Origin of the sequence: Aeribacillus composti, from assembly GCF_007827555.1 — a bacterium.
Classification (GTDB): domain Bacteria; phylum Bacillota; class Bacilli; order Bacillales; family Aeribacillaceae; genus Aeribacillus; species Aeribacillus composti.
On sequence record NZ_VISS01000012.1, the window covers coordinates 1 to 23,685 of the forward strand.

Sequence of the window (23,685 nt, forward strand, 5' to 3'; positions counted from 1 at the left end):
GATGTCGTTAAAAAACAGCTTCATGTGGCATAAGGGGTACTCCGTTTGTCTCTTTTTACATGGTAATTATTGTAATGAAAATTGCTCAACTACAGTTCATTACAAACATTTTACTATATGATGATTTGGATTTAAAGAAATGTCATGGCTCCCTACATAATAAGAGCATTAATACATGATGATGTCAAGCGTAAATTCTTGAAAGTGAGGTGAATTTATATTGCAATGATCAAGGGTGTATGTTACATTATTATAGTATCTTGAAACATTGTCAAAATAGCAATTTCCTTGCAAGTTAGGAGGTATAGAAATGGCTCGTAAATGCGTGATTACTGGCAAAAAAACAAGCTTTGGCAATACACGCTCTCACGCTATGAACGCTTCAAGACGCAAATGGGGAGCGAACCTTCAAAAAGTGCGAATTCTTGTGAATGGAAAGCCAAAACGTGTATACGTTTCTGCACGTGCTCTTAAATCTGGAAAAGTTGAGCGTGTATAAAACAAAAGTTAGACGACAAGAGGTTGGATTATGATCAGAAGAAATCGGCGAATCCCGATATCTTCTGATCAAAAGTATTTCGAAAATAAGCGTTTAAAAAATCGGCGCTTTAACAAACTTCTGACCGTTTTGTTTCAATACTCTTTATTCACCTTTTGAAGCACTCCCAATGTCACATTTCTTCAAGCACATTCTTCTTTTTAGGCGAATTCTGCAACTTTAAAATCCACGTTAATATGAAATTTTTTCAAACTGCTAAAAAAACTACATAGGTTATTTACTACATATTAACGATCGGAATACATTCCACTTTCTCAAACAGTTTGCCTTGCCTTTCTTCAGCCCGATCCGTGTTCCTTTTGGCATACACAAAATCAACCGCATAAAGTCTACTTTAAATTAAAAAAATTCTTTTTTACACAAAAAAAAATGGAAGAAAAATGAGGCAGCTTTTTAGTATTGAAGACAAAAACCCCTGCCATTTACTGTATTTGTTGAAAGTTTGCTAAAAACGAAGGCAACATGCACTTAATCGGTGTCCTCTATTATTTTTTCCAGTTGAAGCCGAACATTCTAACAGAATGGTAAATCCCCACAATATAATTTGGTATAAAAAAAGCTTGTAGAGTTCACACCATTTGGCTTTGTCTACAAGCAGAAAGCACCTTGATAGGTGCTTCTTTAATCTTTCTTAAATGAACCGAGCATTGCCCGTATAATTCCTCCTAAAAACCTCGGAAGCTTAATTGTATAAAATCTCATTTATATTTACCCTCCCCATGAGAAATCTAAAAAACGTCTATAAGTAGCATATTCATCATCCGTATTTTAGATACTAATTAGAACGTCTTCATCAACTTTTCTTACAATATCTTTATGCATGAAAAAAATAAAAAAGTACTTGACATCTATTGAAGAATCGACGTAAAAATGAAAAATTTTTTCCTTTAAATGTGAAAAGAACCGCATATAAACGGTTCTTTCACATTCCTCTTATAGATTTGATCGCTTGCTTGCGATCTTTTTCATTATAAATGGCTGATCCTGCCACAAGCACATTTGCTCCAGCTTCCACACACAATTTGGCTGTTTCAGCATTGATGCCGCCGTCCACTTCGATCTCAACTTGCAAATTTCTTTCTTTCAAGATGCTGGAAACTTGCTGAATTTTTTTGATGACTGATGGAATAAACGCTTGTCCGCCAAATCCAGGGTTAACCGTCATCAAAAGCACGAGATCAACATCTTCTATTACATGCTCGATCATCGATACAGGAGTATGTGGATTTAAAACAACACCTGCTTTCACTCCATTCGATTTGATTAAATGGATCGTTCGATGAAGATGCGGGCAGGCTTCCGCATGAACGGACAACAAGTCGGCTCCTGCTTCAACAAAAGCAGGAATATAACGATCAGGCTGTTCAATCATTAAATGAACATCAAGCGGCAGCTTGGTCACTGGGCGGATCGCTTGCACAATGAGCGGACCAATCGTAATATTCGGCACAAAGTGGCCGTCCATCACGTCAACATGAATGTAATCCGCTCCTCCTTTTTCCACATCAATAATTTCTTCTGCCAACCTAGAAAAATCCGCGGATAAAATCGAAGGTGCAATTTTAACCATGTTCAATACCTCGGCTTTCTTTCTTTTATCTCTTCTAAAAACTGAAGATAATGTTCGTACCTGTAGGTGGAAATATCGCCATTTTCAACCGCTTCTTTAACGGCGCATTTTGGCTCCTTCTGATGGAGACAGCCTCGAAATTTACATTGAATGCTAAATTCTTTTATCTCTGGAAAGCAATTCGGCAAGTCAGCAGCTTCTATACCCGTAAACTCCAGCGAACTAAATCCGGGCGTATCGGCGATTAGTCCCCCTCCCAATGAAATGAGCTCTACATGTCTCGTTGTATGCTTTCCTCTCCCCAAATGATCGGAAATTTCTCCTGTCTTCAATTGCAAACGGTGATCCAGGCAGTTCAACATGGAGGATTTGCCAACTCCAGATTGCCCGGCAATCACTGAAATGCTGTCTTTTAAATAAGGAATGACCTGTTTAACTGTTTCAGGCTCTTTTGTAGTCATCAAAAAGACAGGATAGCCAATTTTTTCATAATCTTTGGCAAACTGACGAATTTTTTCATCTATTACATGATCTGCAATTAAGTCCATTTTTGTAATACAAATGATCGGGCGAATATTTTTGGCTTCCATTAACACCAAAAAGCGATCCAGCAGCTTGGCGCTAAAATCTGGACTTACAGCGGAAAAAACTAAGATCCCTTGATCAATGTTTGAAATGGGCGGACGGATCAATTCATTCTTTCTTTGCAAAATTTCTAGAATATAGCCTTCTTTTTCATTTTCCGCCTGAAAAATAACTTCATCTCCTACTAGAGGGGAAATTTTATTTTTTCGAAACACCCCTCTTCCCCTGCATTGATAAAGCTTATTTTCAGCTAATACGTAATAAAATCCGCTTAACGCTTTAACAATTTTGCCTTTTGGCATACATGACCTCCTTTTTCATTAATTTTCAGGATAAGGAACTGTTTCAGTTTTCACCACTTCATTATTCAGCAAAACTTGATAATAAGCGGATTGACCAGGTTGAATCGTCAACTCAATTTTCTTTTTGGTAGGCTTTGATATTTTAAATGTTTCATAAGGTTCACCGATAGAATGCTCAGCATCATTGATATAAATACCCACTTCCGCTTCTTCGCCGTGAATTTCGGGATCAAACGGGATCTCTACTTCACGGACGACTTTTTTGTCCGGCTTTTCTTCCGGACCTAAGGAAATAACCACTTCTATTTTTTCACCTGGAAGCACTTTTTTTCCTGCACTCGGTGATTGGGAAATCACTTGACCGGCAGGAACTTCATCGGAATGTTCTTCTTTCTTTGAAAAAGATAAACCTTCTTTTTCCACATAGTCCTTAACAGCTTCTTCTGTGTATCCCGTTAAATCTGCAAGCGTGATTTTTCTCAGTCCTTTGCTCACGGTTAATGTAATTTCATCTTCATCAGGAATGAGCTCTGCTCCCTCACTCGGAGATTGGTCAATGACAGTTCCTTCCTCTTCTCCGCTATATTCTTCCAATACTGTAATGTTGGAAAATCCTTTTACTTCAAGGAGCTGTCTTACTCTTTCGATATCCTTCCCGATATAATTATCAAGCGTCACCTTTTTCTTGCCTGCACTTTCATAAATGATAATAGAAGAACCTTCTTCTACCATTTCTCCTGCTTCTGGTTCTGTCCTTATGACATATCCTTCTTCAATTTCATCGTTTTCCAACAAAATCGTGTCTTTGACATCAAATCCTTCCTTCAGCAATTGGTTGACAGCTTCCTCATATGTTTTCCCTCTCACATCAGGCACTTCTACATCTTTTGGAAGGATTAGTTTAGGAAGAACGAGAAGTGCTAAAATGATGGCTATGATGACTACAGCTGTCGCCATCCATAACATTTTCAGCCATTTTCTTTTTTTCTTAGGGCTTACAATATTTTCATGCTTTTGTTCCTTTTCTGCTCCCGTCGACTTTCGATCCTTTGCATGATGAATGATTGTTTGTTCCCCAGTTTCAGGTATATCATGTAAAATAATCGGATGGGTGATCGTTTTTTCGTCGTTATCAGGTATTTCAAATTTCTTTTCATCTAATCTGTCTGTATTAAAGGCAGTGCGAATATCTTCTCCCATTTCTTCCGCAGAGGAATAACGGTGAAGAGGGTCTTTCGCCATCGCCTTTAAAATAATATTTTCGACGCTTTGGGGGATCTCAGGGTTCCATCTCTTTGGAGACGGAGCTTCTGATTGCAAATGCTTTAAAGCGATTGATACGGCCGATTCCCCGTCAAAAGGGAGCCTGCCTGTCAGCATTTCATACAGGACGATGCCGAGCGAATAAATGTCAGATTTTTTTGTTGCAATCTGACCTCTCGCTTGTTCAGGCGACAAATAATGTACAGAGCCCAGCACGGAATTAGTGTGGGTAATGGTTGTTGATGTCAGAGCCATAGCAATCCCAAAATCGGTCACTTTAATGTTCCCGAGGTTGTCAATAAGTATATTGTGCGGCTTTATATCTCTATGGACAATTTGATTTTCGTGTGCGTGAGCAATGGCTGATACGATTTGCTCCATTAAATTTAATGCTTCTCTAGGATGCAAAGGTGCATTTTGCTGGATGTACTGCTTTAACGTCTTGCCTTCCACATACTCCATCACGATGTAGTAAATGTTATCTTCTTCGCCGACATCGTAAATGCTGACGATATTCGGATGGGCAAGGCTTGTTGCCGATTGTGCCTCTCTCCTAAATCTTCGTATAAACTCATCATCATCTGAAAAATCTAATCGTAAAATTTTAATGGCAACGTCGCGTTCTAAAATAATGTCTCTTGCTAAATAAACGTTTGCCATTCCTCCTCCGCCAATCACTTTCAAAATTTTATAACGGCCGCTAATCCGCTTGCCGATCAGCATGTTCCATCACTCTCGTGGCCGATGACATGTTTATAAATAATGACAGAAATATTGTCATCGCCGCCGTTTTCATTTGCTAGCCGTATTAATTCCTTCGCTTTTTCTTCCAGTGATTGGTCGGATGATAAAATTGATTCCATTTCATGTTCCTGCACTTTATTCGATAAACCGTCAGAACAAAGAAGCAAATAATCGTTTACTTCTAGGCCGACTGTTTTAATATCTGCATCGACAGATTGTTCTGTGCCGAGAGCCTTCAATAAAATGTTTTTTCGCGGATGCTCTTTCGCATCCTCTTTTGAAATTTGTCCCGATTTCACAAGCTCGTTCACTAATGAATGATCATCGGTAATTTGAGCAAAACCGGCTTTATTTAACAAATAGCATCGGCTGTCGCCAATGTGGGCGATTGTAGCAAAGCTTTCAGTACAGATGGCGCCGACAAACGTCGTGCCCATTCCTTTACATTCCTTATGTTCATTCGCATATGTCAAAAGTTCTTCGTTGACTTCGGCAATATGATCGTTTATCCAGCGCTCCGCCTGCTCGGGATGTTCCATTTTTTCCGCTTCGTTCCAGCTTTTTTCAAAATGCTCGATCGTCATTCTGCTTGCGACATCGCCTGCGAGGTGGCCACCCATTCCGTCAGCCACGACAGCTAAAATTTGCCCGTGTCGGTTAAGAATGGCACTTGCGGCGTCTTCATTATGGGTTCTGACCTTCCCTTTGTCAGTAAAAACAGCGGTTTTCATTTATTCACCTCGTCTCTATTTTTCGCTCTTTTGCCCTTAACTGTCCGCAAGCTGCATCAATATCGTGTCCATGTTCTCTTCGGATCGTGACATTAATCCCTTGTTCCTTTAATGTCCGTTCAAATCGAAAAATTTGATTTTTGCTCGTGCGAACATAATTCCTCTCCGGAACATAGTTGACTGGAATTAAATTCACGTGGCATTTTAAATCTTTTATTAGCTCAGCAAGCTCGAGTGCGTGCTCCACTTGATCATTTACGCCTCCAAACAGTCCGTATTCAAATGAAATTCGCCTCCCTGTTTTGTCAATATAATATTTGACTGCCTTCATTAAATCAGGAAGCTTAAAAGCTTTATTGATCGGCATTAGCTTTGTGCGCAGTTCTGTATTCGGTGCATGGAGGGAAATAGCTAAATTGATTTGTAAATTTTCATCAGCAAATTGATAAATTTTAGGGATAATTCCGCTCGTTGAAACAGTAATGTGGCGGGCGCCAATGTTCAATCCTTTTTCGTCGTTGATGATTTTTAAAAATGACATCATTTCTTCATAGTTGTCAAAAGGCTCTCCAATCCCCATTATGACGACATGGCTGACTCGTTCGCCGATTTCATCTAAAATTTGCTGCACTTTTATGACTTGAGCTACAATTTCCCCCGCAGATAAATTTCGTTTTAATCCACCTAATGTGGAAGCGCAAAAGGTGCACCCGATTCGGCAGCCAACTTGTGTTGTCACACATACTGAGTTTCCGTAATTATGCCTCATTAACACCGTTTCAATGGAATAGCCGTCATGGAGCTCAAACAAAAATTTCATCGTGCCGTCTTTTGACGTTTGCTTAACAATTGTTTTCAATGTTGTCAAATCGAAATGCTCCGCCAATGCTTCCTTCAATGACTTTGGCAAATTGGTCATTTCATCGAAAGAGGCAGCGCGTTTTTTATACAGCCAATCAAAAATTTGTGCTGCTCGAAAGCCTTTTTCTCCTTGTTGTTCAAGCCATTCTTTTAAATCGGAATATTTTAACGAATAAATAGATGGTTTTACTTGCATCTTGTCCATCATTGTACCTTCCTTCTCAAAGCCGCGATAAAAAATCCGTCGGTATTGAAATATTGCGGCAAAATTTGCACAAAGCCGTTTTCGACGTATTGTCGAACTTTTTCCGGCATTCGATCTTTTAACGTCTCATCTAATTGAAAGTCATCATGCTCCTTTAAAAAATATTTTATCATCTCCTCATTTTCTTGTTTATCTATTGTGCAAGTGCTATAAACAAGCAAACCTCCAGGCTTCACCAAATCAGCTACGGAAGCTAATATCTTTTTTTGCACTGATGTTAAAGAAAGAATATCTTCTTCTGTTTTCGTATATTTTATTTCCGGTTTTTTTCTTATGACACCGAATCCGCTGCACGGTGCATCCACTAAAATTTTGTCGAAGCTGTTTGGCGGAAAATGCTCCGAGGCGTTGCGGCTGTCCAGCACTTTTGCGTTTACATTCAAGAGCCCAAGCCTTGATGCTTGTTTTTCGATGAGCTGGATTTTATGCTCGTGCAAATCTAGGGAGACGACTTTACCCGTATTATTCAAAAGCTCTGCAATATGAGTTGACTTCCCTCCCGGTGCTGCACATGCATCCAAAATTTGCTCTCCTTCTTTTACATGTAAAGCTAGCGAGACGAGCATCGAGCTTTCATCTTGAATGGTGAACCAACCTTTTTGATAGAGGCTCGTATTCGCTAAATTTCCTTTTACAGCTTCGATGGCCTCATCAACCAGCTTTCCCTTTACCGCCTTTATTCCTTCTTTTTCCAAAGCAGCGATCGCCTGAGGAACTGTCGTTTTCAGCTTGTTCACTCTAGCTGTTTGTTTAGCATGCAAAAGCTGTGAGGATAATATATTTTCCGCATTCTCAAACCCGTATTGACTCGCAAGCCGTTCGACAAGCCATTTCGGAGCGCTTGTCTTTACCGCTGTACGCTCAATCGGATCTTGTATATCTTTAATGGTAGGGAGGCCTTTTCGTTGTATATTTCGCAAAACACCGTTTACTAGAGCCGCAATCCCTTTATGTCCTCTCTTTTTGGCGATTTCCACTGCCTCATAAAGAACCGCGCGGTCAGGAATCCGATCTAAATACACCATTTGATAAAGCGATATTCTTAAAAGCTGGATCACCCAATTGCTAATTTTTTTCTTTTTCTCTAGAAAATGCGATAAATAGTAATCAAGAGTCAGCTTCCGCTGGATGGTTCCGTAGACAAGCTCTGTCAATAAAGCAGCATCTTTTTGCTCCAATTTATATTTATCAATCCATGTATTTAGCAGCAGGTTGCTGTATGCTTGTTTTTCTTCGATGGCCACTAGTAAATCCATTGCTAGTTCTCTTGCATTTCGTTTTTTCATTCGAATGTCATCCCTATTTCAATTTGCGTTCCTCTTAAAAATTGCTCGCAGCTCATTTTTTTCTTTCCGGACGGCTGAAGCTCAATAATTTTAATGGAAACGTCATTTCCTGTTGCAACAACGAAACCGTCCTTGTCGACGGAAACAATTGTTCCAGGCTCTGCTTGGTGTTCTTTCTTCACTTTTTCTCCCCACCAAATTTTAATCGTCTTTCCGTTCAAAACCGTGTAGGCAACTGGCCAAGGATTTAACCCGCGAATGTGGTTGTACACCTCTTCACCGCTTTTCGTCCAATCGATTTTTTCCTGTTCCCTTTGAATATTCCAGGCAAATGTGGCTTTCGTTTCATCTTGCGGAATTGGAGTTATGCTGTTTTCTAAAATTTTCGGTATCGTTTGTGATAAAAGATTGGCGCCTGCTTCGCTCAATTTGTCGTGCAATGTAGCAACCGTATCCCTTTCATCAATTGGAACTTCGACTTGTGTTAAAATATCTCCGGCATCCAGTTTTTCCACCATATACATGATCGTAACTCCCGTCTTCTTTTTGCCTTGCATGATGGCATAATGAATGGGTGCTCCGCCTCGCAGCTCAGGCAAAAGAGAAGCATGTACATTTATACAGCCATATTTCGGTGCGTCCAAAATCTCTTTTGGCAAAATTTGACCAAAAGCAGCCGTTACAATTAAGTCGGGTTTTAACGCCAAAATTTTTTCTATTTCTTCTTTGTGACGGATTTTTTCAGGTTGAAACACTGGAATGTTATGTTGTTCTGCAGCCACTTTTACAGGCGGAGGCGTCAATTGTTTTTTTCTTCCTTTCGGGCGGTCTGGCTGTGTGACAACCGCACAAACGTCATGACCGTCTTTTACGATTCGATTTAGCACTGGTACAGCAAAGTCAGGCGTGCCCATAAATATAATTTTCGCCATACATATCTCCCTTCTATTGTTTCCAACTCATCGACATCTAAAAACTAGATATGATGCTAACAATTTACATAACCAATTTATAGAATGGTATACGGATTTAGATCAATCATCAATTTTAAATCCGTTTGCGACATGTCCTCTTCATAATGCTCGAACAATAATTTCAGTGTTTTATACAAGTTTTTTTCCCGTTTGTATTTTATCATGCATTGAAATCGATATCTATCTTTCATCTTCGGTATTGGCGAACTGACAGGACCGAGGATCTGCGCCTCATTTGATAAATGAAGCTTTAAATATTGTCCAATTTTCTCCGTTACTTCAGCTGCTTTTATCGCATTTGGATGGGAAACGGTAATGAGAATGAGAAAATAATAGGGCGGATAGGCAAAAGATTTTCTCATTTTCATTTCCTGTCGATAAAATGTTTCAAAATCATGCAAGCTTGCCAATTGAATGGAGTAATGCTCAGGCGTATAAGTTTGAATCACCACTTCCCCCGGAAGCTCATGCCGGCCTGCTCTTCCGCTTACTTGCGTTAATAATTGAAACGTTTTTTCTCCAGACCGGAAATCAGGAAGATGGAGCATCGTGTCAGCCGAAAGCACTCCGACCAATGTGACATCAGGGAAGTCCAATCCTTTTGCAATCATTTGTGTTCCAAGCAGGATGTCTGCTTTTTTTTCGCCGAATGCGTTTAAAAGCTTTTCATGCATTCCTTTACGGCTGGTCGTGTCGACATCCATCCGTATGACACGCGCTTCCGGGATAAGCCTGTTGAGCTCTTCCTCGATACGCTGAGTTCCTGTTCCGAAAAAGCGAATATGCTCGCTTCCACATTCTGGGCATCGAGACGGCATGGCTGTTTCGAATTGGCAATAGTGGCATTTTAGCTTTTCCCCATGCCGATGATAAGTAAGGGAAATATCGCAATGAGGACATCCTATGACATGTCCGCAATTTCTGCACATGACGAAGGAAGAATAGCCGCGCTTGTTTAATAAAAGTACAGATTGCTCTCCTTTCTTCAAGCGATCTGTCAGCTTTTCAAACAACGTTCTTGAAAACATCGATCGGTTGCCGTTTCTCAGCTCCTCCCGCATGTCGACAATATGGACTTCCGGCAGAGGACGGCGGTTGACGCGTTCTTTTAAAGTTAACAATGTATAAACGCCTTTTTGTGCTCTCGCAAATGATTCAAGCGTCGGAGTGGCGCTTCCTAAAATGACTGGACATTGATGATATTTCCCTCTGTAAATGGCAACGTCCCTTGCATGATACCGAGGACTTTCCTCCTGTTTATAGCTAGTTTCATGCTCTTCATCAATAATAATGATGCCGATATTTTGAAACGGGGCAAAAATTGCTGATCTCGCCCCGACGACAAGCTTCGCTTCTTTCCGGTAAATTTTCCGCCATTCATCGAACTTTTCCCCGCTGGACAACCCGCTATGAAGAACAGCAACCTGGCTGCCAAATCTGCTTTTAAACCGCTGAACCATTTGAGGAGTCAACGATATTTCAGGTACTAGCACGATCGCTTCTTTTCCTTCATTCAATACCTTCTCGATCGCTTGCAAATAAATTTCCGTTTTGCCGCTTCCCGTGACCCCATACATTAAAAATACTTCGTGCTCGTGTCGATTCAGCTTGTCTAAAATCGGCTCCATTGCACGTTTTTGTTCGTCAGTTAACGGTAAAGGCTTCGTTCTCGGAAACTGTTTATGCTCATAAGGATCTCTGTAAATTTCTACTTGCTCCTCTGTCAAAATACCTTTTTTAATTAACGCTTTGACGGCAATTGAAGCTCCTTGTATGCTGTTCGTCAACTCCGTTAATAAAATCGGATTAGGATGATCAATAAAAAATTGAATAACCTCTTTCTGTTTATGGGCGCGAGCTGGCAAATGCTGAAGCTGTTCTTCAAGCTCACGAACCGGCAAAAGTGGCTTTACATATTTCACAAGCCGTTTTTTTTGCTTTTGTTCGACACGATAATCGATTTGCAAATTCCCATTCCGAATCTCCTTTTGAACGACGGCGACAAGCGATGAAGGTAAATCCTCCCATGAAAGCGGCCCTCCTTTTTCGAAAGCAGTCCTGATCTCTTCAGGCAAATCCTCCAATTGAGCGGAGCTCGATGGCTTGATTTCTTTTATGTACCTCGTTTTCATCGCAGCCGGAAGCATTGCCTGAAAAGCGGTGATTTTATAGCAAAGAGTCGTTTCACTAAGCCATGCGCCAAGCTCTAACAGTTCATGATTTAAAACCGGTTCCGGATCAAAAAGCGAATGGATCGGTTTCACACTGTCAATATCTGTTTCATTTTTTAACTGAACGACAAATCCAGTAAGCTTGCGGGAGCCGAAAGGAACGATGACCCTCATGCCAGGCTGGATTACGCCAGCGAATTTATTTGGAATTTCGTAGTCAAATAGCTTGTCCGTGCCTTTTGCCGGGACATCCACAACAACGCTTGCATACCGCATTATCTATTCACCTTTCAAAAGCTTTTCAATTTCTCTTAAAATTGCATTTGCCACTTCTTTTTTAGACATAAGCGGATACGCCTTCTTTTCTCCGTTTCTATGAAAAATCGTCACTATATTTGTATCCTTTTGAAATCCTGCTCCTGGTTCATTTACATTGTTGGCGACAATTAAATCCAAGTTCTTTTCATTCAGCTTATGCAGCGCATATTGTTCAACATTTTCCGTTTCCGCCGCAAATCCTACCAGCAATTTTGTTCCTTTCTTCTCGCCGAGTCTTTTTAAAATGTCTTCCGTACGTTCCAATTCAATGACTAATGAGCCGTCCTTTTTTTTCATTTTTTGATCAAATGTTTGTTTCGGCCGATAATCAGAAACTGCGGCAGATTTAATCACAATGTCGGCTTTGTCAAAATGGTTCATCACTTCATGATACATCTCTTCAGCACTTTCAACTGGCACAAATGTCACCCCGGCCGGCGGCGCAAGAGAAGTCGGACCGGAAATTAAAATTACGCTCGCTCCAAGCTCCTTCGCCTGCTCGGCGATCGCATAGCCCATTTTTCCGCTTGAATGGTTGGAGAAAAACCGGACAGGATCTATTTTTTCCCTTGTCGGCCCCGCAGTAATGATAATTGTTTTCTGATTCAAGACGGAAGGTACCTTCGTTTGATCGGAAAAATGGTTTTGAATGAGTTCAACGATTTTGTCCGGCTCTTCTAGGCGGCCTTTGCCAACGTAACCGCATGCAAGATGTCCTTCTTGCGGTTCAATAAACTGATAGCCGTCCCGATCAAGCGTTTCAATGTTGCGTTTTACAGCCGGATGGTCATACATATGTACATTCATTGCAGGAGCAATCCAAACCGGTGCAGTTGTCGCCAGCAGTGTCGTTGTCACCATATCATCGGCAATCCCTGAGGCAAGTTTCCCAATGATATTGGCAGTTGCTGGAGCTACGAGCACTAAATCAGCCCAGTCGGCTAAATCGATATGTGCAATCACTTTCGCATCTTTTTCATCAAAAGTATCTAAAAACACTTCATTTCTCGATAGTACTTGAAACGTCAAAGGGGTGACGAATTTCGTAGCAGATTCTGTCATGATCACTTTCACATCAAAACCCGCCTGTGTCAGCTTGCTCGTCAAAGCTGCAGCCTTGAAAACCGCTATTCCTCCCGTTACACACAATAAAATACGTCTCGGACGTGCCACTTTGCTCTCCTCCTATTTCTCAGCTTTTTAAAAAAATAACAACCTATCAAGTAGGTTGTTATGACAGCAGCTATTATTTCTCAATCTTTTCATAATTAAGCAGCCCTGCATCAATTTCTTCCAGCGCTTTTCCGACATATTTTACAGATACCGTGTTTTCCAATTGCTGGTCATTGTTTTGCTGCATTTGCCGCGCTCTTTTTGCTGCTACAGTTACTAGTGTATATTTTGAATTGATACGGTTTAATAGGGAATCAATTGATGGATAAAGCATCAAGACTCAACCTCCAAAAATTTTTTGTACATTTGTGCAACTCTTTCCCTTCTGCAATGTTCAGCAGTCACAATCGCTTTAATTTTTTCACAGGCAAGATTCACTTCATCATTTACAACAACATAGTCATAATAATCCATCATGTCAATTTCTTCTTTTGCTTTTTTCATCCGATTATTGATCAAGTCAGCTGACTCTGTTCCTCTCGTGACAATTCGATTTTTCAGTTCTTCCAGGCTAGGCGGGAGTAAAAATATAAACAACCCGTCAGGAAATGCCTTTTTAACTTGAAGAGCCCCTTGAACTTCAATTTCTAGAAAAACATCTTTTCCTTCTGCAAGTGTTTTCTCTACATATTCAACGGGTGTACCGTAATAATTCCCAACATATTCTGCCCATTCAAGCAGTTTGTTTTCCTTAATCATCTGTTCAAATTGTTCGCGTGTTTTAAAAAAATAATCTACACCGTCCTTCTCACCCTCCCGTGGGGTTCTCGTCGTCACTGAGATCGAATATTGAAAATTGACGTCTTTTTGTGCAAACAACGCTTTGCGAACAGTGCCTTTTCCCACTCCGGACGGTCCAGACAAAACAATTAACAAACCTTTTTTCTTTAATTGCATTTCAAATTTACCCTACCCTTCATCAGACAGCTCATCTTTATTGGAAAGCCTTTGAGCAACTGTTTCCGGTTGGACGGCAGACAATATAATATGGTCAGAATCCATTATAACAACTGCTCTCGTCCTTCTTCCATATGTCGCATCAATAAGCATTCCTCGTTCTCTTGCATCTTGAATCATCCGCTTTATCGGAGCCGATTCGGGGCTTACAATGGAAATGATGCGGCTTGCTGAAACGATGTTGCCAAAGCCAATATTAATTAATTTAATTCCCATGATTTTTCCCCCTAAAAAGCCTTTATTCAATATTTTGAACTTGCTCTTTTAATTTTTCAATAACAGTTTTCAATTCCACAACGAAAGCAGAAATGGCCGAATCATTCCCTTTAGCTCCGATCGTATTGGCTTCCCGGCTCATCTCTTGTACGATAAAATCAAGCTTCCGCCCTATCGGTTCATCTTTTTCGATCGTTTTTCGAAACTGGCTCAAATGGCTTTCTAATCTTGTCAATTCTTCCGTAATATCCGATTTGTCAGCGAAAATTGCCACTTCCAACAATATTCTATTCTCATCAATATTCCCTGTTATAAACTCGGATAAACGCTTTTGCAATTTATCTCTGTAGTTGCTTGCGACAATACTGGCTCTTGATTGAATATGTTCTATGATTTGCTCTAACGCTTCCAAATGCTTCAGCAAGTCTTCTTTTAGCTTGCTTCCTTCTGCAGCCCGCATTTCCAGAAGTTGATTGGCCGCTTCATGAACAGCTTCTAACATCATACATTCAAGCTCTTCATTTTCATTCGCAACCTCTTGAATTTCAAAAATATGTTCATCATGCAAAAGGTGCATGAAACGAATGGAATCATCTATATGAAAACGGCGTTTCATTTCGTTCAAAGCGTCTATGTATTGAGCGGCAAGGGACCAGTCAACGTTTAGGGTTCTGGAAAAAAGACCCTCTCCGCTGACCGTGATGTACAATTCCACACGTCCTCGATTTATATAAGATTGTACGGCTTTCTTTATTTTTTCTTCAAGCGAAAAAAAATTTTTAGGCATCCGCACGCTGATTTCACAAAACCGGTGATTGACCGATCTCATCTCAACTGTTATTTGCATCTGCTGCACCGTTTTTACCGAGCGGCCAAATCCCGTCATGCTTAATACCATTGTACCACATCCGTTCTTTCGTCGCCTTCAAAACAAAAGAAAAAAAGAAAGGTCATAGAATAGCATCTATCACCTGAAAAAATTATAACATAACTTATCGTTTTTTTCTTGTTAAAATTGATCCTGCCAGCAAAAATGTCGGCAGAGCGGACATGACGAAAATAAACAGCCAATCTCGAGCCATGATAGGCGTTGTATGGAAAATCGGTTGAAGCGGCTCATAATAAATGACAACAAGCATTAAGATTATGGATGAAAAGACTGCCAGCAGCAAATAAATGTTGTTAAAAGGATTCCGGTCAAAAATCGTTCTTTCCGTTCTTGAATCAAACACTAAAATCAATTGCGACAAAACAAGTGTTGCAAAAGCAGCTGTTTGCGCGTAGGCAAGCTGTTCTGTATTCCGTTCATAAATGAAGTAAAAGACAAGTAGTGTGGACAGCCCGATTAAAAAACCGCGAGATAAAATTTTCCAGCCAAGCCCTCTCGAAAAAATCCCTTCTTTCGGATCGCGAGGCTTTCTTTTTAACACATCTTCTTCTGCGGGATCAAGGCCAAGCGCCATAGCCGGCAGGCCATCTGTTACAAGATTCACCCACAAAATTTGAATCGGAACAAGCGGCAGTGGCAATGCTAAAATCATGGCAAATAACATAACTAGTATCTCTCCTACATTTGATGCTAATAAATAGCGAATAAATTTCCTGATATTGTCATAAATATTGCGCCCTTCTTGAATCGCTGCTTTAATGGTGGCAAAGTTATCATCAACGAGAATAAGAGAGGAAGCTTCTTTTGCCACATCGGTGCCGCTCATTCCCATCGAAATGCCTATGTCTGCCGCTTTGATTGCCGGGGCATCATTTACGCCGTCTCCAGTCATTGCAACGATATGTCCTTTGTTTTGCAATGCTTTCACAATTTTCAATTTATGCTCCGGAGAAACTCTGGCAAATACGTAAATATCATCAACTACTTCTTCCAATTCTTCAATCGTGAGCTTGGACAAAGATGATCCGTCCATTACTTTACCGTTAGGCGGCAATATTTCTAGTTCTTTTGCGATAGCTTGTGCGGTAATAACATGATCGCCTGTTATCATGACAGTTTTAATGCCTGCTTCACCGCATTCCTTCACCGCTTGTTTCACTTCTGGTCTTGGCGGGTCAATCATTCCTTGTATGCCAATGAAAATAAGAGAAGATTCCGCTTCAGCTTGGGGTAGAGATCCTGTATGAAGCGGTTTGTATGCAACTGCTATCGTTCTTAATGCTTCGTTTGCCTGATGAAAAATCGCCTTTTGAATGTCATTTTTTCGCTGCTCCGTTAAACGTTCTTTTCTATCGTGCCAAAGAACATGTGTCGAACGTTCTAATATAACATCTGGAGCTCCTTTTGCGACTGCAAAGCATTTTCCGTCTTTGTCTTGAACAATGACGGACATCATTTTTCGGTCGGAGTCAAAAGGAAATTCTCGCATAATATGAAATTGCTTCAATAATTTTGATTTTGACAGCCCCGCTTTCATGCCAGCCACGATCAACGCGCCTTCCGTCGGGTCGCCATCAAGGGAATATTCTCCATTTGTTTCAATAATATCAGATGTTGAAGCAAGCATTCCAAACATTAACATTTGCTTCAACGGTTTATGAGCAGCTGGATCAATTTTTTTTCCGTTTTCAAAAAACTCCCCAGCAGGCTGATAGCCCGCACCTGTTACCTTCCATGATTTATTGCTTATCCAAATGTCTGTCACAGTCATTTGGTTTTGAGTCATTGTTCCTGTTTTATCTGAACAAATGACGGTTGCACATCCGAGCGTTTCAACAGCTGGAAGCTTTCGGACAATTGAATTTTTCTTGATCATCCGCTGGACGCCCAATGCCAATGCAACCGTAACAATCGCCGGCAAGCCTTCAGGAATCGCCGCCACTGCCAGCGAGACCCCCGCCAAAAACATTTCATAAACAGCATGTCCTTGCATGACTCCGATTCCTGCTACTAATACCGTCAAGAGAAGAGCTACAACAATTAAAACTTTGCCCAGCTCTTCTAATTTTCTCTGCATCGGGGTCAATTGCTGCTCCTGGGTTTGCAGCAAATCTGCAATTTGCCCCATTGCCGTTTTCATTCCTGTAGCCACGACAACGCCGACTCCGCTTCCTCTTGTTACAAGCGTGCCCATAAAGGCCATATTTTGCATATCGCCAACGGATCCTTGATTCCCTTTTAATGGGCGTGTATGTTTTCCAACAGGGACGGATTCGCCAGTTAGTGCCGACTCCTCGACTTCAAGGCTTGATACCTGAATGAGACGCACATCAGCTCCGATTCGATCGCCGCTTTTAAATTTAATGCAGTCCCCTACGACAATTTCTCTCGAAGGGATCTTCACCCACTTCCCGCTGCGCAATACAGTAGTCTGCGGGCTTGACAGTTCTTTTAATGCAGCAAGAGACTTCTCTGCCTTTTTCTCTTGAATAAATCCAAGAACTCCGTTCAAAATCACAATCGCAATAATGGCAACTGCATCAATATACTCTCCTAAAAGGCCGGAAATGACGGTTGCCGCAATTAAAACAAGAACCATGAAATCTTTAAACTGGCCGAAAAATAACAAAAGATTTGATTGCCGTTTTCCTTCTGCAAGCTCATTGTATCCTAATTTTTTTCTGCGGTTTTCTGCTTCTTTTTCTGATAATCCTTTTTTTATATCGACATTCAATGATTGAATTGCTTCTTGTTCTGTCAATTCATGCCATTTCATGAATTTCTGTTTCACCCCTTTTCACCTTTTGATACACGCTCTAAGAACAACATATTCAGCCTTGTCCTAAAACATGTTATAATTTAGTAAGTTTTTTCTTGGACTTCATGGAAAAAGGGTGAGCAAATATGTCTTTTGACGGCATTTTTACATATTGTGTTCAAAGAGAATTGAAACAAGAGCTTGAAGGTGGAAAAATCACAAAAATTCATCAGCCTTCTAAGCACGATCTTATCTTGCAAATTCGTCAGAAAGGTAAAAATTATCGTCTGCTTATATCCAATCATCCCAATTTTGCGCGCATTCATCTTACAGCCTCCAACTATGATAATCCGCAAGAACCGCCGATGTTCTGTATGGTTTTAAGAAAGCATTTGGAAGGAAGCATCATTGAGGAAATCAGCCAGGTCGGACTTGATCGAATCGTCATGCTGCAAATGAGATCCCGCAATGAATTAGGGGATATCACCAGGAAACAATTATTTGTCGAGATCATGGGAAAACATAGCAACATCATCTTAGTCGATCAAGAAAAGAAGATGATCATTGACAGCATCAAACATGTATCAGCTGCAGTCAATCGCCATCGCTCTGTTTTGCCCGGACACGCATATGTTTTTCCTCCAGACCAAGGCAAATTGAATCCTTTTCATGCTTCAGAAGAAACGGTTTTGAAAAAAATTGATCTGTTTTCAGGAAAATTTGAAAAACAAATTGTCGACCAATTTGCTGGCATCTCGCCTCTGTTGGCAAAAGAAATCGTCTACCGCTCTGGAATCGCCAATAAGGAATCGGTTGCCAGAACGCTTATGTCCGTTTTAAATCAAATAAAAAGCGGAAGCATTGTTCCGCAAATGACAAAAACTTTAAATAAAGAATATTTTTATATTTTGCCTTTAGAGCATGTAAAAGGAGAAAGGAAAACATTTTCTACCATAAGCGAATTGCTAGACCGATATTTTTACTCGAAAGCGGAACGCGATCGAGTGAAGCAGCAAGGACAGGATTTAGAACGCTTCATCATCAACGAGCGAAAAAAGAATGAAACGAAAATCCAAAAGCTAAAACACACGCTCAAAGAGGCTGAAAAAGCAAATACGCTACAGCTTTACGGCGAACTATTGACAGCGAACATGCATGCAGTGAAAAAAGGGGATAAAGAAGTCGAAGTTATCAACTATTATGACGAGGATGGACAAAAGATCAAAATTCCGCTTGATCCTTTGAAAACTCCTTCTGAAAACGCCCAAAGTTATTTCCAAAAATATCAAAAAGCCAAAAATTCCGTTTTAGTTGTCAAATCGCAAATCGAAAAAGCAGAACAAGAAATCGAATATTTTGACCGGCTTCTCCAGCAGCTTGAAACAGCTTCTCCTAAAGACTTAGAGGAAATTCGAGAAGAATTGATTGAAGGGGGATATTTGAAAAAAAGAGCGAACATCCAGAAGAAAAAAAATGCTAAACCTGTTTTAGAAGCTTATCTGTCCAGCGACGGAGCTGAAATATTAGTCGGCAAAAACAACAAGCAAAACGAATACTTGACGAACCGGGTTGCTGCTAGAGACGATATTTGGCTTCATACAAAGGACATACCGGGCTCCCATGTTGTCATCCGGAAAAAAGATCCGTCTGAACAGACCATTTTAGAGGCAGCGAATCTGGCAGCTTATTTCAGCAAAGCGCGCCAATCAAGCTCCGTACCTGTCGATTATACAAAAGTGCGCTATGTAAAAAAACCGAATGGCGCCAAGCCTGGGTTTGTCATATATGAAAATCAGCAAACGGTCTATGTGACGCCTGATGAAGAGCTCGTGCTGAAGTTGAAAAAACAATAGACGTTTTTTCTGCTTCTCCTTCTGCTTTTATAAGCTTCTTTTATGAAACTCTTACTCCATTAACAACGTTGATCATCTGGAATGTCGCCTTCACTAGCTCTAATCTTGAAAAATTATGTACGCCTCATTTCAGTACAGAGAAAAAGGAAACCATTCATAACACGGTTTCCTTTTTCAAATATTTATTCTCTGCTCTTGCTGCAAACGCCTCTTCAACTCTGACGCGAAGCAGCTCTTTAACAGCTGAATGGTTTCCGATATGATCAGTTAACATAATCTTTTTATTTGTTACTCTTTGCAATTGCTCGATTTCCTTTTGAACTCCTTTTAACAATAGACCTGTAAACAATAAATAAGGCACAAAAATTATTTCTTCTTCCGGCATTTTTGGAACGGATTGAACAACATCTTGAAAAAGAGGAGAAGCTGCGGTTAAATAGCAGCACGTCACCGGTACTTCCAATCGCTCTTCAAGCATGCGGCCAATCGTTAAAAAATCTTGCTGCATTTCCACATCCCGGCTTCCTCGACCGATCAAAATCATTCTAGACTTTTTCGGTCTATTCAAAACGCGTTTAATTCTGTCTTCCACTGCCTCTAGCATCAATTCATCAACGCCAAAAGGCATGCCATAGGAGATCATTGCTTCCGGATAATTTGTCTGCAATGTCGAAAGAATAGCTGGTATATCTTGTTTAGCATGGCCGGCAGCTAATAACAGCACTGGAATTACCGCAATATGAGCAGCTCCTTTTGCGAAACAGGATGCAAATCCTTCCTCAATGGTAGGCTTTGCAAGCTCAAGGAAAGAGATTTCTTGAATCTCGTATGGCAGGCTCGCCTTCACTTCATTGAAAAAATGAATCGCCTCTTCTCTAGAATCCCGCAACCGACTGCCGTGAAAGATATACAGAACCCCTTTTTTCATAACGAAACCCCTGTTGTAAAATCGATGTTGCTCATCTGCTTCTCAAACCAGTTCAACTGGTCATGAAAACGAACGACTTCGCCGATAATAATCATGCATGGATTGGAAATACAATTTTCTTTTGCCGATTTCGCCATTTCCTTCACGGTTGTCGTTACTGTGCGTTGTTCTTCCGTAGTCGCCCATTCAATAAAGGCAACAGGCGTATTTTGATCCTTCCCGCTTCGTATAATCATGTCTTGAATTTCCGGAATATTTTTCACACCCATATAGACGGCAACGGTGTCCGCTGCTTTCATTAAACGAATCGTTTCCTCTTTAGTTGTCCAATCCCCTGCTCTATGTCCGGTAATAAATGCACACGAAGCGCTGATGTTGCGATGCGTTAGCGGGATGCCAGCATAGGCGGAAGCGGCGGAAGCAGCCGTAACCCCGGGGATTACTTCAAAAGGAATTCGTTTTTGCACCAATACTTCCGCTTCCTCCCCCCCTCTGCCAAACAGATAGGGATCGCCTCCTTTTAACCGCGTTACGATTTTGCCTGCCTGGGCATACTTCACTAAAAACTTATTGATCGTCTCTTGGCGCATCGTATGGTAATTTGGCAATTTGCCGCAATAAATGAGATCCGCTTCTTTTTTTGCATAAGCAAGGAGCTCTTTGTTGACAAGCCTGTCATATAAAATCACATCCGCCTTCTGAATCGCCTTCATCGCTTTTATTGTGATTAATTCTGGATCTCCTGGGCCTGCTCCGACAATATACACTTTTCCCACGCTGATCTCCCCCACTACGTACAGAGCGTCACGTCGCTTTCATCAATCACAAACCCTGCACTTTTTCGTATTTTTTTCTTTTCGTACAACGTAACATCTTCAATATCAAGAACCTTTAAATAAAATTTTTCAAGCTCAACATCTACTTGCTCGAATGCTTTCAAATCATTTTCGGCCGCGATGATTACTGGAATTTCCTTCTCCTTCGTTTTTACAAGAAAGCGATACAAATACATGCTGACACCCCATTTAAGCTCCGAGAGGTTCCAAAATCTCATCGAGCTTCGCCTGCAAAGGTTCAATGCCGACGCGATCATAATATTCTAAAAAGGTTTCGCCGGCCAGCTTCGTTTCTTTGAAATATTGCAGAAAATCTTTCAATACTAAATGAAGCTTCTCTGCCTCAATTTTTCCTTTCAATTTTTCATTAAATCGGCCGCCGTCAAGAAGCGTTCCGCCAACATGAATTTCGTAGGCATCGACCATTTTTTTATCTTTTGTTCTCATCAAAACGCCTTGCAGACCGATGTCCGCGATTTGCCGCTGACCGCATGAATTCGGGCAGCCTGTGATGTGCATCCGAACAGGTACATCCAATTCTAATTCTTGATCCAAATATTCGACAATTGTTTTCATCCGCTGTTTCGTTTCAACAAGCGCAAGGTTGCAAAATTCCGTTCCAGTGCAGGAAACGGCATAACCAATGAATGATTTCGGCTTGATGGTAATTCTGCCCTTTTGAAAAATTTCTTCTGCCAGCAAAGCTTCAACTTGATCATCCGGAACGTTTGGAATCACAATATTTTGTGTATTGCAAGTTCGGATTTGTCCATTTCCGTATTTTTTGGAAATTCTGGCGATCTCCAGCACTTCCTCGGAATAAAGTCTTCCGAGCGGAACATTAAAGCCGATGTAATTCAAGCCTTTTTGCTTTTGCGGATGAACGCCGTAAAAATATCCTGCATTCCAGCCTTTTGTTTCATCGTTTCCTCTCTCCGGAAGCGGACCTGTCAGTTCAAGCAGTTTTTCTTGGAATTTTTCTACACCCCAATCGGCAACTAAAAATTTTAGACGGGCGCGGTGTCTTTTCTCACGATAGCCGTAATCACGGAAGATGGTTGTGACCGCAATGGCAACATCCTTCACTTTATCCGGGGTTACGAAAATGTTCAATGGTTGGGCCAAATGCGGTTTTGATGATAGTCCGCCACCGACCTTTACATGAAAGCCTTTCACAAGCTTTCCGTCAATCTCTTTTGTAGCTGGTATGAAAGCTAAATCATTGATTTCGGCATGTCCGGAATTGTAGTAGCTTGCACTAATCGAAATTTTATATTTTCTTGGCAAATTGGAAAAATCTCTATTTTTATGGAAAAATTGATGAATTTCTCGCACAATCGGCTCTGTGTCCAAAAGCTCCTCCGGGTCAATGCCCGCAAGAGGATTTCCAATCACGTTGCGGGCGATGTCGCCACAGGCGCCTACCGTTGTTAAACCGACTTCATCCAAGCGTCTAAATATTTCCGGAATGTTCTCGATTTCCAGCCAATGGAATTGGATGGCTTGACGAGTTGTAATATCAAATAGATCCCGGCCAAAATCTCTGCAGATCCCTGCGAGTGCAACGACTTGTTCATAGTTTAATATTCCCGTCGGTACTTTGATCCGCATCATAAAATAACCGTCTTTTTTAGGCCGTTGAAGATACAGCCCCGCCCATTTGAGCAAATCCCAATCTTCTTCCGGAATGGAAGCAAAGCCGTTTTTCGCAAAGGTGTCGATTTCTTCCAAAATATCCAATCCGTCTTTTTCAAGCTTTTTTAATTCAAACTTATTTAAATTTTCATTGTTTGCCCATACTTTTTCATGTGCCATTGCAACTCCCCCAATGTTTAAAATTATAGGAACTTTCGATTTTTTAAATATTGAAAAATATGTTCAACACTTTCTTCTACTGACCATTCCTCAGAATGAACAATGATTTCAGGATTTTCAGGCTCTTCATATGGATCGTCGATACCTGTAAAATGTTTTATTTCACCGTTTCTCGCTTTTTTGTACAGCCCTTTCGGATCTCGTTTTTCACATTCTGATAATGAGCATTTAACATATATTTCAATGAACTCATCATGCTCGAGCAAATTTCTTACTAACTCCCGATCTTCTTTATATGGAGAAATAAAGGCTGTCAAAACAACTTGACCGCTGTCTACAAATAATTTTGCAACTTCTCCAATGCGCCGAATGTTTTCTTTTCGGTCCAATTCCGAAAATCCTAAATCTTTGTTCAACCCATGGCGAACGTTGTCTCCATCTAGTACGTAAGACGAAATATTTTCATTGAACAGCTTTTGGTTTAATGCATTGGCTAACGTTGATTTGCCGGAACCGGACAATCCGGTAAACCATAGAACAAAGCTGTGATGCCCCGACTTTTTCCTCCGCTCTTCTTTTGTGACGGAATGATGATGCCATACAATATTTTTGCTTGTCACGTTAATTCCAC

The 23,685-nt window shown here is 40.8% G+C and carries 22 protein-coding genes; 2 read left to right on the forward strand and 20 right to left on the reverse strand.

Features of this window, described 5'->3' with window-relative positions:
* Positions 1-310: 310 nt before the first annotated feature.
* The gene (rpmB, locus tag FB379_RS07710) at positions 311-499 is read left to right on the forward strand and encodes a 50S ribosomal protein L28 (RefSeq protein ID WP_063388444.1); all 189 of its coding nucleotides are present in this window, start codon (positions 311-313) and stop codon (positions 497-499) included.
* A gap of 681 nt (positions 500-1,180) precedes the next feature.
* Here rpmB and spoVM read toward each other — a convergent pair.
* From spoVM to FB379_RS07785, 15 genes are all read right to left on the reverse strand, one after another.
* Positions 1,181-1,261: a stage V sporulation protein SpoVM gene (gene spoVM, locus FB379_RS07715; RefSeq protein WP_063388445.1), complete on the reverse strand. Its 81-nt coding sequence runs from the start codon at positions 1,259-1,261 to the stop codon at positions 1,181-1,183.
* 220 nt (positions 1,262-1,481) lie between these two features.
* Positions 1,482-2,129 (reverse strand): ribulose-phosphate 3-epimerase, encoded by a 648-nt coding sequence (rpe, locus tag FB379_RS07720; RefSeq protein ID WP_063388446.1) that lies wholly within the window; start codon positions 2,127-2,129, stop codon positions 1,482-1,484.
* A 2-nt stretch (positions 2,130-2,131) separates the two neighbouring features.
* Positions 2,132-3,016 (reverse strand): ribosome small subunit-dependent GTPase A, encoded by an 885-nt coding sequence (rsgA, locus tag FB379_RS07725; protein WP_144597704.1) that lies wholly within the window; start codon positions 3,014-3,016, stop codon positions 2,132-2,134.
* 18 nt (positions 3,017-3,034) lie between these two features.
* Positions 3,035-5,002, reverse strand: coding sequence for a Stk1 family PASTA domain-containing Ser/Thr kinase (pknB, locus tag FB379_RS07730; protein ID WP_144597705.1), 1,968 nt, complete (start codon positions 5,000-5,002; stop codon positions 3,035-3,037).
* Positions 4,996-5,754, reverse strand: a complete 759-nt coding sequence (locus FB379_RS07735; RefSeq protein ID WP_063388449.1) for a Stp1/IreP family PP2C-type Ser/Thr phosphatase — start codon at positions 5,752-5,754, stop codon at positions 4,996-4,998. The genes pknB and FB379_RS07735 overlap by 7 nt, the downstream gene beginning before the upstream one ends.
* A 4-nt stretch (positions 5,755-5,758) precedes the next feature.
* Complete coding sequence (gene rlmN / locus FB379_RS07740; RefSeq protein ID WP_242009314.1) at positions 5,759-6,820, reverse strand: dual-specificity RNA methyltransferase RlmN; 1,062 nt, start codon at positions 6,818-6,820, stop codon at positions 5,759-5,761.
* The gene (rsmB, locus tag FB379_RS07745) at positions 6,820-8,166 is read right to left on the reverse strand and encodes a 16S rRNA (cytosine(967)-C(5))-methyltransferase RsmB (RefSeq protein WP_144597707.1); all 1,347 of its coding nucleotides are present in this window, start codon (positions 8,164-8,166) and stop codon (positions 6,820-6,822) included. Before rsmB ends, rlmN begins: the two co-directional genes overlap by 1 nt.
* Entirely contained in the window at positions 8,163-9,098 is a 936-nt protein-coding gene (gene fmt, locus FB379_RS07750) for a methionyl-tRNA formyltransferase (RefSeq protein WP_063388452.1), read from the reverse strand. Before fmt ends, rsmB begins: the two co-directional genes overlap by 4 nt.
* 77 nt (positions 9,099-9,175) lie before the next feature.
* Positions 9,176-11,587: a primosomal protein N' gene (gene priA, locus FB379_RS07755; RefSeq protein ID WP_144597708.1), complete on the reverse strand. Its 2,412-nt coding sequence runs from the start codon at positions 11,585-11,587 to the stop codon at positions 9,176-9,178.
* Positions 11,588-11,590: 3 nt separating this feature from the next.
* Positions 11,591-12,802 (reverse strand): bifunctional phosphopantothenoylcysteine decarboxylase/phosphopantothenate--cysteine ligase CoaBC, encoded by a 1,212-nt coding sequence (gene coaBC / locus FB379_RS07760; protein ID WP_144597709.1) that lies wholly within the window; start codon positions 12,800-12,802, stop codon positions 11,591-11,593.
* 73 nt (positions 12,803-12,875) lie between these two features.
* Positions 12,876-13,076, reverse strand: coding sequence for a DNA-directed RNA polymerase subunit omega (gene rpoZ, locus FB379_RS07765; protein ID WP_063388646.1), 201 nt, complete (start codon positions 13,074-13,076; stop codon positions 12,876-12,878).
* Entirely contained in the window at positions 13,076-13,699 is a 624-nt protein-coding gene (gene gmk, locus FB379_RS07770; RefSeq protein ID WP_063388455.1) for a guanylate kinase, read from the reverse strand. Before gmk ends, rpoZ begins: the two co-directional genes overlap by 1 nt.
* Positions 13,700-13,711: 12 nt before the next feature.
* Positions 13,712-13,975: an extracellular matrix/biofilm regulator RemA gene (gene remA, locus FB379_RS07775; protein WP_063388456.1), complete on the reverse strand. Its 264-nt coding sequence runs from the start codon at positions 13,973-13,975 to the stop codon at positions 13,712-13,714.
* Between the two features lie 22 nt (positions 13,976-13,997).
* Positions 13,998-14,873, reverse strand: a complete 876-nt coding sequence (locus FB379_RS07780; protein WP_063388457.1) for a YicC/YloC family endoribonuclease — start codon at positions 14,871-14,873, stop codon at positions 13,998-14,000.
* A gap of 94 nt (positions 14,874-14,967) precedes the next feature.
* Positions 14,968-17,640 carry a calcium-translocating P-type ATPase, SERCA-type gene (locus FB379_RS07785; RefSeq protein ID WP_144597732.1) on the reverse strand — a complete coding sequence of 891 codons (2,673 nt, stop codon included), beginning with the start codon at positions 17,638-17,640 and terminating at the stop codon, positions 14,968-14,970.
* 128 nt (positions 17,641-17,768) lie between these two features.
* Here FB379_RS07785 and FB379_RS07790 point away from each other — a divergent pair, with 128 nt between their 5' ends.
* Positions 17,769-19,475 (forward strand): Rqc2 family fibronectin-binding protein, encoded by a 1,707-nt coding sequence (locus FB379_RS07790; protein WP_063388458.1) that lies wholly within the window; start codon positions 17,769-17,771, stop codon positions 19,473-19,475.
* Positions 19,476-19,629: 154 nt separating this feature from the next.
* Here the strand turns inward: FB379_RS07790 and FB379_RS07795 are convergent, their stop codons facing one another.
* The 5 genes from FB379_RS07795 to cysC are packed head-to-tail and all read right to left on the reverse strand — an operon-like array spanning position 19,630 to position 23,674.
* Positions 19,630-20,403 (reverse strand): sirohydrochlorin chelatase, encoded by a 774-nt coding sequence (locus FB379_RS07795; protein WP_094246077.1) that lies wholly within the window; start codon positions 20,401-20,403, stop codon positions 19,630-19,632.
* Complete coding sequence (gene cobA, locus FB379_RS07800) at positions 20,400-21,179, reverse strand: uroporphyrinogen-III C-methyltransferase (protein WP_144597710.1); 780 nt, start codon at positions 21,177-21,179, stop codon at positions 20,400-20,402. Before cobA ends, FB379_RS07795 begins: the two co-directional genes overlap by 4 nt.
* Before the next feature lie 14 nt (positions 21,180-21,193).
* Positions 21,194-21,415 (reverse strand): DUF3906 family protein, encoded by a 222-nt coding sequence (locus tag FB379_RS07805; RefSeq protein ID WP_063388461.1) that lies wholly within the window; start codon positions 21,413-21,415, stop codon positions 21,194-21,196.
* Positions 21,416-21,428: 13 nt separating this feature from the next.
* Entirely contained in the window at positions 21,429-23,054 is a 1,626-nt protein-coding gene (locus FB379_RS07810) for a nitrite/sulfite reductase (protein WP_063388462.1), read from the reverse strand.
* Positions 23,055-23,077: 23 nt separating this feature from the next.
* The gene (gene cysC / locus FB379_RS07815; RefSeq protein ID WP_066246569.1) at positions 23,078-23,674 is read right to left on the reverse strand and encodes an adenylyl-sulfate kinase; all 597 of its coding nucleotides are present in this window, start codon (positions 23,672-23,674) and stop codon (positions 23,078-23,080) included.
* Between the last annotated feature and the right edge of the window lie 11 nt (positions 23,675-23,685).

Bases quoted from the DNA above. Each gene is read 5' to 3' on its own strand.
- rpoZ (WP_063388646.1), bottom strand. From the start codon at position 13,076: ATGCTTTATCCATCAATTGATTCCCTATTAAACCGTATCAATTCAAAA.
- rsmB (WP_144597707.1), bottom strand. From the start codon at position 8,166: ATGAAAAAACGAAATGCAAGAGAACTAGCAATGGATTTACTAGTGGCC.
- FB379_RS07795 (WP_094246077.1), bottom strand. From the start codon at position 20,403: ATGAAAAAAGGGGTTCTGTATATCTTTCACGGCAGTCGGTTGCGGGAT.
- fmt (WP_063388452.1), bottom strand. From the start codon at position 9,098: ATGGCGAAAATTATATTTATGGGCACGCCTGACTTTGCTGTACCAGTG.
- FB379_RS07785 (WP_144597732.1), bottom strand. From the start codon at position 17,640: ATGAAATGGCATGAATTGACAGAACAAGAAGCAATTCAATCATTGAAT.
- spoVM (WP_063388445.1), bottom strand. From the start codon at position 1,261: ATGAGATTTTATACAATTAAGCTTCCGAGGTTTTTAGGAGGAATTATA.
- pknB (WP_144597705.1), bottom strand. From the start codon at position 5,002: ATGCTGATCGGCAAGCGGATTAGCGGCCGTTATAAAATTTTGAAAGTG.
- FB379_RS07735 (WP_063388449.1), bottom strand. From the start codon at position 5,754: ATGAAAACCGCTGTTTTTACTGACAAAGGGAAGGTCAGAACCCATAAT.
- FB379_RS07790 (WP_063388458.1), top strand. From the start codon at position 17,769: ATGTCTTTTGACGGCATTTTTACATATTGTGTTCAAAGAGAATTGAAA.
- remA (WP_063388456.1), bottom strand. From the start codon at position 13,975: ATGGGAATTAAATTAATTAATATTGGCTTTGGCAACATCGTTTCAGCA.
- gmk (WP_063388455.1), bottom strand. From the start codon at position 13,699: ATGCAATTAAAGAAAAAAGGTTTGTTAATTGTTTTGTCTGGACCGTCC.
- rlmN (WP_242009314.1), bottom strand. From the start codon at position 6,820: ATGGACAAGATGCAAGTAAAACCATCTATTTATTCGTTAAAATATTCC.
- rpe (WP_063388446.1), bottom strand. From the start codon at position 2,129: ATGGTTAAAATTGCACCTTCGATTTTATCCGCGGATTTTTCTAGGTTG.
- rpmB (WP_063388444.1), top strand. From the start codon at position 311: ATGGCTCGTAAATGCGTGATTACTGGCAAAAAAACAAGCTTTGGCAAT.
- priA (WP_144597708.1), bottom strand. From the start codon at position 11,587: ATGCGGTATGCAAGCGTTGTTGTGGATGTCCCGGCAAAAGGCACGGAC.
- FB379_RS07810 (WP_063388462.1), bottom strand. From the start codon at position 23,054: ATGGCACATGAAAAAGTATGGGCAAACAATGAAAATTTAAATAAGTTT.
- FB379_RS07780 (WP_063388457.1), bottom strand. From the start codon at position 14,873: ATGGTATTAAGCATGACGGGATTTGGCCGCTCGGTAAAAACGGTGCAG.
- rsgA (WP_144597704.1), bottom strand. From the start codon at position 3,016: ATGCCAAAAGGCAAAATTGTTAAAGCGTTAAGCGGATTTTATTACGTA.
- FB379_RS07805 (WP_063388461.1), bottom strand. From the start codon at position 21,415: ATGTATTTGTATCGCTTTCTTGTAAAAACGAAGGAGAAGGAAATTCCA.